The organism is Arcicella sp. (assembly GCF_964672035.1).
On record NZ_CBABQS010000055.1, the window covers coordinates 20333 to 32268 of the forward strand.

An 11936-nucleotide genomic window follows, 5' to 3' on the forward strand; every position below is an offset into this window, starting at 1 on the left:
ATATTGAAAATAAATAGGGATTAGTGCTGCAAGTCGCTATTAATCAGCAAACTATCTCAAACATAAAATACTACTTACTAACGGATACCTATACTAAATGTAGATATATCTTAAATTAATTATTTCGAAAAATAAGACGTTACTCTACAGCATTTTTTCACCTATTTTTCACGGAAAATACATGAAAATACCGTATAATAAATTATCAAAGCAATATTAAGCATTGGAATTAAAGAAAGTTACGAATTAATGTAAACTTGTTATCCTTTTTATTTATCCATTCTTACTTCTTAAAACTGTTATCTTACGTTTTATTGTAAATTCTTTTGTAATAAATAAGTAGTAACTTTCAAACGGTACCTCCCGATTCAAACCCATGAAACACATTTTCCAAATCAAAAATCAAGGTTTGTTGGCAAATATTATTTTTACACTTTTATTAGCCTTCCTGTCCAGCTCAGTACAAGCACAAACTGAAATCGCTACTGCAAAAAATTACCTCACCGCCAATGCAATTAGAGAGAAATTATCGGCTACGGATATTGCTGAAATGAGCGTTTCGAGTGCTTATCTTTCGCCAACAACGGGTTGGTATCATGTTTATTTCAACCAAACTTATCAATCGGTTGAAGTATATAATGGATTGATAAGCGTTACGCTAAATAACGGTCAGGTTGGATATGTAGCCAATAGCTTCGTGGCTAATTTGGCTTCACAAGTACCTACTGGATTGGTTTTTACGAAAATTAGTCCGATTAAAGCCTTACAAAAAGCGGCAGCAAGTGTGAACCTTACACCAAGTAGTACTACGTCAGAAGTTAATAAGACCTTACTTTCCAATGGAAAAATTAATAAAGTTTCGTACCTCGATCCTGGCATTTCAAATGATAAAATTGACGTAAAACTCTACTGGTTACCTTATGAAAGCATTGAAGGCGAGAAAAAAAAATCAAAAATTGTGCTTATTTGGAATGTTAGAATATGCACAAAAGATGGTAAAAATATTTGGAATACTCACGTAGATGCACTTTCGGGCAATATTTTACGAACTTCCGATGATGTGATTCATTGTAATTTTGGCACACCCGAACACAATAAAGCCCCCCACATCTGTATAGATAACAAAGTGCCAACAACTGACTCAAAATTACTGTTAGGCAATACTTATAACGTATTTGACTATCCGTTAGAAGCCCCTACTTTTGGCGCTCGTACAGTAGTATCAAGTCCTTATACTAAATTTGTTCCAACTGGTACGGGACCTGGTGCAACCAATGGCTGGCATGATGACGGTATAACTCAGTTTACCAACACCAAAGGAAATAATGTAGATGCAAAAGACGATATAGCCAATGACAATGAAACTACAATTGGCTCAAGTCCAAGCTCGGCTACTTTAGATTTTAACTATTCCTATACCCAAGCCACAGGAACGGCAGCCGCAAACTTAGATGCCGCTATTACCAATATGTATTATTGGAATAATGTGATGCACGATGTGCTTTGGAAATACGGTTTTGATGAACCAGGGGGCAATTTCCAAAAAAGTAATTTAGGTAGAGGGGGAGCTGGAAACGATTTTGTTTTTGCCGATGCCCAAGATGGCAGTGGAACAAACAACGCCAATTTTGCCACCCCTGCCGATGGAAGCAATCCACGGATGCAAATGTTTATTTTCAGTAATGCAGGAAACCCTGCTTATCAGCCCGACTCTGATTTTGATAATGGCGTTATTGCTCACGAATACGGACACGGTTGGTCAAATCGTCTTACGGGTGGTCCTTCCATCGTAAACTGTCTTCAAAATGCCGAACAAGCGGGTGAAGGTTGGTCTGATTATATTGCATTAATGACTATCACCGATTGGTCAGCCTTAACCCCAACGGTGGCAAGTGCCAATATTCCCCGTGGCATAGGTACTTACGTTTTGGGGCAGACTTCCACAGGCGCAGGAATTCGTCCTTTTCGTTATTCTTACGATAAAACCAATGTCAATAATATCGTAACGTATGCGGGTGTTGGCAATTCAGACGTATTTTCTCAACCACACGGGATTGGTTCAATTTGGGCAACCATGCTTTGGGATATGACTTGGGAGATTATATTGCAGGATAATTTCATAGCTCCTAATATTTATAATGTGCCTACCAGTATTTCAGACCCTAATTATAAAGGCAATATTGCCGCCTTGAAATTGGTAAACGAAGGATTGCGTTTACAGCCTTGTAGCCCCAGTTTTGTGCAATCTCGTGATGCTATTTTGCAAGCCGACCAAATGCTTTTTGGGGGTCGTTATCGTTGTGCTATTAGTAGAGCTTTTACTCGCCGAGGCTTAGGAGCGTTGGCTTCAACGGGAGTATCTTCTAACGACCGTATCGTAACGGAAGATTTCACACCAATCTCTGGACCAGGATTAAGCTCTCCAAATTCAGCGACTGTATGCTCAAATAGTCCCTTCGCTTATACCGCTACTACAGGATCTGTTGGAACTTTTACTTTTGCTTGGACTCGGGCAGCGGTTTCAGGAATCAGTAATCCTACTGGAAGTGCCAGTACCGCAACTATTAATGAAACGTTGATAAATACGACAACTGCTCCTGTGGCGGTAACGTACTTTTTCACGATTAGCCCTGACGCCTGTGGAGGAACACCCGCTCAACAACCCGTGATTGTTACTGTAAATCCTGTGTTAGTACCAACCGTTGCTACTTATAACATTTGCCAAAATACCACCGTTCCCATCGGTGAAGGGTTGGTTGTTCCAACGGCACTTCGAAATAATGTCAGCAGTAGTATTATTTCGGGAGCAACTTATAACAGGGGTATTGGTAATAATGTAACTACTTATACTGCATCAGGTATTGGTACAGCAGTGTTTTATAAAACCATTTCTTTTGTTGCTCCGGCTTCTGGTGCTACAACATTTGAAATAACGGCAGCAAACCTAACAGATGCCGATATTTACGATACTTATCTTACTTTATATCAGACTTCATTTAATCCTGCTTCACCGGCAACTAACTTTTTGCGAGGTGATGATGACAGTGGGCTTCTGACGTTTTCATCAAAATTAACGCATAATCTCGTAGCGGGTACTACTTACGTATTGGTAGTTGGTACATTCAATAATGGCGTTACGGGTACTTTCACCCTTACCAGTGGAACTCCTATTTTCCCAGGTGGAGTAAACAATTGGTTTACAACGCCCACGGGAGGGGTAGCCATATTCACGGGAGAAGTTTTTAATCCAATCGGAGTGGCAGGTTCGGGTATTCCAAACACTGCAACCGTGGGCTCAACTCCTTTTTACGTTGCAACCGCAGCACGTCCATTATGTCGAGCAACCACAACGTTTAATATTATCAATTCAGTAGGAGGTTCAGTAACGGCAGATGCAACGGTCTGTACGGGTAGTAATTCGGGAACTTTAACCTTAGCAGGACACACAGGAACTATCTTACGATGGGAATCTTCAATTGATAATTTTACGACCATCATAATGATTACCAATACTACAACTACCCAAAATTATTTGAATCTTACCCAAACGACAAAATACCGGGCGGTGCTTCAGAGTGGAAGTTGTACGGCGGCAAATTCAAGTCCTGCCACCATAACGGTTTCTAATGGAACGGTGGCAGGAGATGTAACGGTCTGTACGGGTAGTAATTCGGGAGCTTTGACTTTAGCAGGACACATAGGAACTATTTTACGATGGGAATCTTCCGTTGATAATTTTGTGACGATTGTCACGATCGCAAACACCACGATAACCCAAAATTATTTGAATCTTACCCAAACGACAAAATACCAGGCGGTGGTTCAGAATGGAACTTGTACGGCAACAAATTCAAGTCCTGCCACCATAACGGTTTCTAATGGAACGGTGGCAGGTTCGGTAACGGCAGATGCAACGGTCTGTACGGGTAGTAATTCGGGAGCTTTGACTTTAGCAGGACACACAGGAACTATTTTACGATGGGAATCTTCGGTTGATAATTTTGTGACGATTGTCACGATCGCAAACACCACGATAACCCAAAATTATTTGAATCTTACCCAAACGACAAAATACCGTGCAGTGGTTCAGAACGCAACTTGTACGGCAGCAAATTCAAGTCTTGCCACAATTACCATTTTAGCCCCAACCGCTCCTATTGTCACAGGTGCAACCATGACTTTGGGCGACCCAGCCGAAACCCTCACGGCTACGGGTTGTACGGGTACAGGATTTGCCTTGAAATGGTATCAAACTGCTGATAATTTGGAGGTTACAATGCCAGTTACCCCACCCTCAACTACGCAATATTACGCAAAATGTCGGCAAACTGTTGGAATAATTGTATGTTTGAGTGCCAAGAGTAATGATGTCACCCTAATCGTAAATATTCCGAGCAGTGGCGTGCTTGTGTATGTAAATATTGCCAATATTGCCGCATCCGTTCAAAATGGAAATTCGTGGGCAACGGCTTATGGCAATCTACAAACTGCCCTTTCCTCCGCTCCCACAGGTTCAGAAATTTGGGTAGCTCAAGGAACATATAAGCCCACCAATGCCAGTACCAAAACCATATCGTTCACCATTCCGAGTGGTGCAAGGGTATATGGTGGTTTCGTTGGAACGGAATTAACTCAAAATCAAAGAAATTTCACCATGAATACAACGATTCTGAGTGGTGAAATTGGTTCAATTGCCAACCCGCAAGACAATTCTTACCACGTAGTATATTTCAATGGAGCAAATAATACCACTCGCTTGGATGGATTTACCATTAGCGATGGAAACTCTAATTACACTCCTCCGAGTAGCATTATTTATCCGTCCTCAAGTATTGTACCCGTTTCAATCAACGATGGAGGAGGAATAGCCTTGGATAATGGAAGCTCGCCAACGATTATCAATTGCAAAATTATCAACAATAAAGCTACTATCGGGGCAGGTATTTTTGCTACCAATAATAGTACTCCAACCGTTATAAATTGTATAATCATGGGGAATGAATCAACCTTTGGAGGAGGGGTGTATAATCTTGGAAGCAATGGAATTTACAATAATGTGTTGATTGCGGGCAATAAAGCCGAGGGTGGAGGGATGTACAACAACGTTTCCAGTCCAACATTAACTAACGTAACGATTGCAGGAAATGGTGGAAATATCGGAGCAATTTTTAATTCATTAAGTAGCCCAGTCATTAAAAACTGTATTTTGTGGGGTAATATTTCTCCCTTTAATGATACCCAATCAATTTCTTCAAACAGCATCGTGGAGGGTGGATCTCCAGGTATCGGCAACTTGAATCTGAACCCGCAATTTGTTAATCCAACGCACTACGGATTGTCACCCAATACATCGGGGAATTACCAATTAACCAATACTTCTCCAGCCATTGATGCAGGAGATAATAGCACTCTATCATTTACTGACAAAGATTTAATCGGAAATTTAAGAAGATATAACGGCAGTATTGTTGACATGGGAGCCTATGAATTTCAAGGAAGTAGAATGGGCACAACGGTTATCAGCATTATTTCAGGTAATTGGGAAAGCAGTTCGACGTGGGATGTGGGCAGAAGCCCATTAGCAGGAGACAATGTGATTATCAACAATAATCATAATGTAACCATTCTTAACTTGGGCGTTGCCAAAAATGTAGAAATCAGAACTAATGCCAAAATAATTCATAGTACGACAAGCAGTAGATTGCAGACGGGACTTTAATATCAATGGAACACAGATTATAAAAGATTAATCCGTGTTCCATTTTACTAATTCATTTTCAAAACTTCCTCCACATACGGCTCAACAGATTTTGAAGCAATTTCATCTCTTAGTCTCAAACCCAATCGTCTTTCCAAAACATCATCAACCGTAGTTGCCATTTCTTCTTGAATTACGTACAAAACTTCCGCTCTAATAAAGGGATGATTTGTGACTAATAATTCTTTCAATTCTGCCTGATTTTCAGTCAGTTGCATCACTTTCAAGGCATTATTCCCATATTTTTTCATGAGATGTTGAGCCGTCCACGCTGAGATTCTGTACTTGTCTACTAATTCTTGCCAATCTTCAAAACGATAATTTTCTCCTCCATGCAAAACTTGATGTTCAGACGTGCATTTTACGATTTCTTTTTTCAAAATTTCCTTATAAATTTCATCCAAAGTGTCTTTTGCCATCAATCGGTAAGTAGTCCATTTTCCACCCATAATACTCACTAATTTTGAACGTCGGTCTATTTCAACTTCATGATCACGCACTAAAGATTTTGTATCAGAATTCATGGCTGATTGCAATTGTGCTTGCAAAAGAGGTCGAAGTCCCGCAAAACCACTTTTTATTTGGTCGGGCGTAACTGTTTTTTCAAAATAACGATTGACGTATTCCAACAAATACGTTTTTTCGTAATCTTCCAATTTCGGATTTTCGGAAAGTTCATCCGCTTCATCAGTCGTTCCAATCAGCACTTGGTCTTGCCAAGGAATCATAAAAATAACCCGTCCATCATCTGTTTTAGGAACAAGGATTGCCGTATCACCTTTCATTACTTCACGGGGTAAAACCACATGAGCGCCACGACTAACTTTGATACGGGGCTTTAGTTTTGAATTTGCCATCTGACGAATACTATCCGCAAAAGGGCCGGTGGCATTCACAAAAACTCTTGAATTTATTCCATACTCGCTTCCCGATATTAAATCTCTGGTGTTCAACGATTTAAGTCGCCCATTATCTTCATTTTTACTAAATTTGAGTACTTGCGTATGGTTCAAAACTACCGCTCCATTCGCCTCCGCAGATTGCACAAGTGCCAAACAATAACGAGCATCATCCAATTGTCCATCATAATACAAAACTCCCGAACTCAATCGTTTGGATTTCAATTCTGGAATCAACTTTAAGGTTTCTTTTTTCGATAACCATTCGCTTTTAGCAATACTTTGCGAACCCGAAATCCACTCGTACATTTTCATGCCGATGGTGTAATAAATACCTTCAAAGAGATTAAAACAAGGCGTAATCAACGCCAACGGATGGGATAAATGAGGCGCATTTTTCAGCAAAGTCTCACGCTCACGCAAGGACTTACGAACCATTTTGTACTGTTCCCAATCTAATTTTTTTACGGCTTGTTCCAGATATCGAACGCCTCCATGTATTAATTTGGTAGATTTTGAGGAAGTCTGTCCTGCAAAATCGCTTTTATCAATTAATACTACTTTTAAACCCCTCAAACTTGCATCAAGAGCAATACCCGCCCCAGTAGCTCCTCCTCCAATAACACAAATATCAAACTCTTTAGTGGCTTGTAATTTACTGATTTGTTCTTGACGATTCATAGACTGTTTTTATTTATCTAGCAAATTATCAAAACAAATTTAAAGTATCATCAAAATCTTTTATAATTACAAATTTTACTTTAAATTATCATGTGATAATGAATTTTGCTATTTAGTTTTCACATATTTATTTCTCACATTACACGTTTCAAGAATCAAGGTATCACCTTTTATTTCATTGATTATCCAGCCTATCGGGCAGGCTAAACAAAGTACATTAGCACAAGGAAGTAAATCGTCAAAAAGGATTTTATCGCCCGAAACGCTATATTTATTTCCCGATGAACAACAAGCTGCGCCAGGTTGTCCATCTCGCAAAAACCTTCCATCGCTCGTGAACTCCATTACGGGCAAAGCCACGAAGGTATTGATTGTGTGCCAAGCATCAAAAGTACCATCGGCTTGACGGGTTTGGGTAATGTAAGTAGGTGCCCATTTACCCACAATTGATTGGGGAGCAATGTCTTCTTTAGAAGTACAAGCGATTATAAAGACAGCTATTATTAGCGTTATAAATTTCATGATTGATAAATATTTATTTGTCATAAAGACACCATTAATTCTCAAAAAGTTGGAATAAAATAAAATAATTGTTTAAGCAATATTTTAGAAACCAAAGGAGTATTTTTGTCACTAATAATTACCTTAATCTTTTTCCTTTCTTCATGCAAATTACTTCTAAACAACCCAACATAGGTACTACTATTTTCACCGTTATGTCAAAATTAGCCACTGATTGTGGTGCTTTGAATTTATCTCAGGGTTTTCCAAGTTTTGACTGTTCTCCCAAACTTACAGATTTGGTTAATTATTACCTCAAAAAAGGAATGAATCAATACGCTCCGATGGCGGGAATTCAGCCGCTCAGAGAAATTATTGCGAAGAAAATCAGCGACTTATACCACGTAAATTATCATCCAGATACTGAAGTAACGATTACAACGGGAGCAACTGAGGCACTTTATGCCGTCATTACTGCGATGGTTCATCAAGACGATGAAGTCATTTTGTTGGAACCTTGCTACGATTCTTACGCTCCTGCCATCAGACTCAACGGAGGTTCGCCCGTGTATGTAACGCTCACACCCGAAAATGATTATCAGATTGATTGGACAGTCGTAAAATTGAAGGTAACAGAACGAACAAAATTGATTATTTTGAACACACCTCACAACCCAACGGGTACAGTTTTTAGTCAAAATGATTTAACACAATTAGCTGATATTGTGCGAGATACCAATATTTTCTTGATTGGGGATGAGGTTTATGAGCACATTATTTTTGATGGTCGTGAACATTGGTCATTATGTAGAAATACGGTTTTGCAAGAAAGAAGTTTTATTTGTGGTTCATTCGGAAAAACCTTTCACGTAACGGGTTGGAAAGTGGGTTATTGTTTGGCTCCGAAAGCATTAACCGAAGAATTGCGCAAGGTGCATCAATGGCTAACTTTCAGTACGATCACGCCAATTCAATACGCATTGGCAGATTTCTTACGTGAACCCGATAACTATTTATCCATTCCAAAATTCTACCAAGAGAAAAGAGACAAGTTTTTGAATTGCATAAAAGATTCAAGATTTACGTATACACCCGCCCACGGAAGTTTTTTTCAATGTGTTAATTACCAATCAATTACTGATGAAAACGACTACGATTTAGCCATAAGATTAACCCGTGAAATTGGCGTAGCAAGTATTCCAATTTCTGTATTTTATCATGATAAAAACGACTATAAAACGCTCAGATTTTGCTTTGCCAAAGATGATGAAACGTTGGAAAAGGCGGGGGAACGATTATGTAAGTTGTAAATGATACTAATTCTATTAAGAATGAGGAATAGACTTCATAATAAAACTTTCCTTTTGAATATGGGTTAATAATAAGTTGTCATCGTTTATGTAAATTATTGTTTACTCATTACCTACCTTTGCCAGCATAATAATAGCAAACTCAAACAAATGAAAATTAAATACTTATTGCCAATATTTTTATTGGCAACTGCCTGCACAAAACAACCGAAATTGGAAGGTTTAGACCTTGAAAAATGGAGTGCAGATAAGGGTGGATGCAATGGAGAACGCACTAAATATATTGACAAACTCAAATCTTTGAAAGAAGAAATAAAAGGTACGAGTTCTAATGATTTGGATGATTATTTAGGAAGGCCGGATGTTCAACAATTAGCCGACCGTAGTCAAAAATATTACATTTATTTCTTAGAAAAAGGTGTTCATTGTGAGACTTTACTAAAAAAATCTGATGCTCAATCAATGGCTGTGCGTTTTAGTGCGATGGGAATGGCAACGGAAGTAACATTTCAACGAGGTGTTCCGAGTCAATAGCATGATTCATGCTATGAGTAAACAATACCCATATCTCTTTCTATGAAACCTGTATTTCTATGTGGTTTTAAAACAAAAGCTCTCACGCACAAAGTGCATGAGAGCTAAGAATATTTATTTAAAGTAAGGATTTACAATTTTAAAAGACACTTCATTCACAATTCTCTCTCCTCAATCTTGCTAATGGAATTTAAGTGGTTAGAATTTTATGGGTAACACATAATAAGATGCTACTTCGATTCCTTGAATTTTTGCTGGATTCCATGATCCCATTTTTTTCACAACTTTGATTGCCTCGGCGCTCAACAATGGGTCGGCAGGGCTTGCCAAAACGTGAACTTTACTGATTTCTCCGTAACGTTCAACCATAAATCTAACTAAAACGGTTTCGCCTTTTGAATTCTTTGGACGAACAATATTCTGTCCGATAAATTTTTTTAAACCTTCTTGTCCGTCAGGAAAAGAAGCGGGAGTTTCTACATCATAATACGTTGAATCTCTATCAACGGTCATATTTTTAAAACGCATTGCTCTTGCTTTATCTTTATCTTCAAGAACATTTTCATTGTTATCAAAATCCAAAACACTGGCAATTAAGGCTTTGTCTTTTGATGAAAAAGTGGTTGGTGTTAAGGCACTCTTTTGTGCTTTAACCATGAATGCTACGAAAAATAGCATCGTCAAAAATGTAAAATTTTTCATGACTCTATAAGTTTAAAATTTCCACAATAAGAAATTGAGAAACGTAACTACTTGATTAGAAAACAAGGTTGTTAAAATTGCAAACTTGATTTCTGACTGTCATGGCGGTTACGGTCATTAATCTTAACGTGAAAATTTCTCTTATAGAAAATAGAGTAATTCCACAAAGTAAGGATTTTCAAAAAGTATGCCAACTTTCTGTTTGTGATACAAAGATATAAAATTTGAAATCATATATCCAAATTTTTTTGAAAAAATATTTTTTATGTATATTATTGAAATACAATGAGTTAGATACTTTTACCTAAATTAATTGTTTAATAAAATTTTGTCCCTATTTTGATTTAAACGCATAAAAATGTTATTATTCCGATTTTTAAAAAAATAAAAAAGTGGTTTTAAATTGTTGGCACGCAATTTAAACCCACTTTTTTACAAGAAAAATATATAAAAATGTTTGTACTTTTCTAAGAATCAGTCTCCATCTAATAGTAAACCTGAGATGTATGAAATAAAAGATAGCACAAAACTAAAAATTAAAGGGGGAATAAATCCATGCACTGAAAACCCGATAATAAAATAATCAACAATGTAAACAGTTATCACATTAATTACCAGCAAGAAGAATCCAAGCGTAAGTATGGTAATTGGGAAACTGATGAGTTTTAGGATAGGCTTTATAAATGTATTTGCAAAACCCATGGCCAAAGCCACATAAATGGAAGTTTCGAAGGTATCAATTCTTATACCAGTTATATATTTTGCCCCAAACATTATTACACCTGCAATAATGAGATACTTAATAATAAAGTTTATCATACATTTTGGTTTAAAATTTGAATTTTATTTCCCGTGTCTCTCACGAAGTAGGTTAATAATTTCATCAAAATCAATGCCTCTTTGTTCTAAAAGTACTAAGTAATGAAATAGTAAATCGGCGGCTTCACCTCTAAATAAATCATCATTTGAATCCATCGCTTCGATAACCAATTCGACTGCCTCCTCTCCTACTTTTTGCGCAATTTTATTGGTTCCTTTTTCAAAAAGACTTGCTGTGTATGATTTCTCAGATGGATTATTTTTTCTATCTCTTATTACTGCTTTCAGATGATTCAACCAGCCTGCTTGTCCTGAGTTATTCTTCTCATTCCAACAGGTATCCGCCCCTGTATGACAAGTGGGCCCATCAGGATTTACTTTTATCAAGAGTGTATCTTCATCACAATCTTTCATAATTTCTACCACGTGCAGAAAATTGTTAGAGGTTTCACCCTTCGTCCAAAGACGTTGTTTGGAACGGCTGAAAAATGTTACGATGCCTTCTTTTTCAGTTTTTTCAAGCGCCTCTTGGTTCATGTAGCCAAGCATCAAAACTTTATCGGTTTTGGCATCTTGAATAATGGCAGGAATTAATCCCGCTTGGATAAGTCCGCCTTGTTTATCGAAATCTAAATTCATTAATCTTTTTCTATTTTAAGCGTAAAGATACCAAAATAATTACAACCTCATCGAAATCCCTTTATCTTTCAAATAGGTCTTCAAGTCGATAAT

General features: G+C 37.7%; 8 protein-coding genes. 3 read left to right on the top strand and 5 right to left on the bottom strand.

Annotated elements, in window-relative coordinates; translation table 11 throughout:
* Positions 1-376 precede the first annotated feature (376 nt).
* On the top strand, positions 377-5719 hold the full coding sequence (locus AC1W31_RS14300; RefSeq protein ID WP_481735149.1) for a M36 family metallopeptidase: 5343 nt from the start codon (positions 377-379) through the stop codon (positions 5717-5719).
* 47 nt (positions 5720-5766) lie between these two features.
* On the opposite strand, the gene AC1W31_RS14305 is transcribed toward AC1W31_RS14300, so the two are convergent.
* Positions 5767-7338 (bottom strand): glycerol-3-phosphate dehydrogenase/oxidase, encoded by a 1572-nt coding sequence (locus AC1W31_RS14305; RefSeq protein WP_481735150.1) that lies wholly within the window; start codon positions 7336-7338, stop codon positions 5767-5769.
* A gap of 108 nt (positions 7339-7446) precedes the next feature.
* A complete protein-coding gene (locus AC1W31_RS14310; protein ID WP_481735151.1) occupies positions 7447-7860 on the bottom strand; it encodes a hypothetical protein in 414 nt (137 codons plus the stop codon).
* 143 nt (positions 7861-8003) lie between these two features.
* Here AC1W31_RS14310 and AC1W31_RS14315 point away from each other — a divergent pair, with 143 nt between their 5' ends.
* Both AC1W31_RS14315 and AC1W31_RS14320 read left to right on the top strand, forming a co-directional pair.
* A complete protein-coding gene (locus AC1W31_RS14315; RefSeq protein ID WP_481735152.1) occupies positions 8004-9149 on the top strand; it encodes a methionine aminotransferase in 1146 nt (381 codons plus the stop codon).
* Between the two features lie 150 nt (positions 9150-9299).
* Entirely contained in the window at positions 9300-9683 is a 384-nt protein-coding gene (locus tag AC1W31_RS14320; protein WP_481735153.1) for a hypothetical protein, read from the top strand.
* A gap of 198 nt (positions 9684-9881) precedes the next feature.
* On the opposite strand, the gene AC1W31_RS14325 is transcribed toward AC1W31_RS14320, so the two are convergent.
* The 3 genes from AC1W31_RS14325 to hisIE all read right to left on the bottom strand — a co-directional run bounded on the left by AC1W31_RS14325 (position 9882) and on the right by hisIE (position 11843).
* Positions 9882-10385 carry an energy transducer TonB gene (locus AC1W31_RS14325; RefSeq protein ID WP_481735154.1) on the bottom strand — a complete coding sequence of 168 codons (504 nt, stop codon included), beginning with the start codon at positions 10383-10385 and terminating at the stop codon, positions 9882-9884.
* Between the two features lie 474 nt (positions 10386-10859).
* The gene (locus AC1W31_RS14330; protein ID WP_481735155.1) at positions 10860-11204 is read right to left on the bottom strand and encodes a phage holin family protein; all 345 of its coding nucleotides are present in this window, start codon (positions 11202-11204) and stop codon (positions 10860-10862) included.
* A 24-nt stretch (positions 11205-11228) separates the two neighbouring features.
* Positions 11229-11843, bottom strand: coding sequence for a bifunctional phosphoribosyl-AMP cyclohydrolase/phosphoribosyl-ATP diphosphatase HisIE (gene hisIE, locus AC1W31_RS14335; protein ID WP_481735156.1), 615 nt, complete (start codon positions 11841-11843; stop codon positions 11229-11231).
* Positions 11844-11936: the final 93 nt, after the last annotated feature.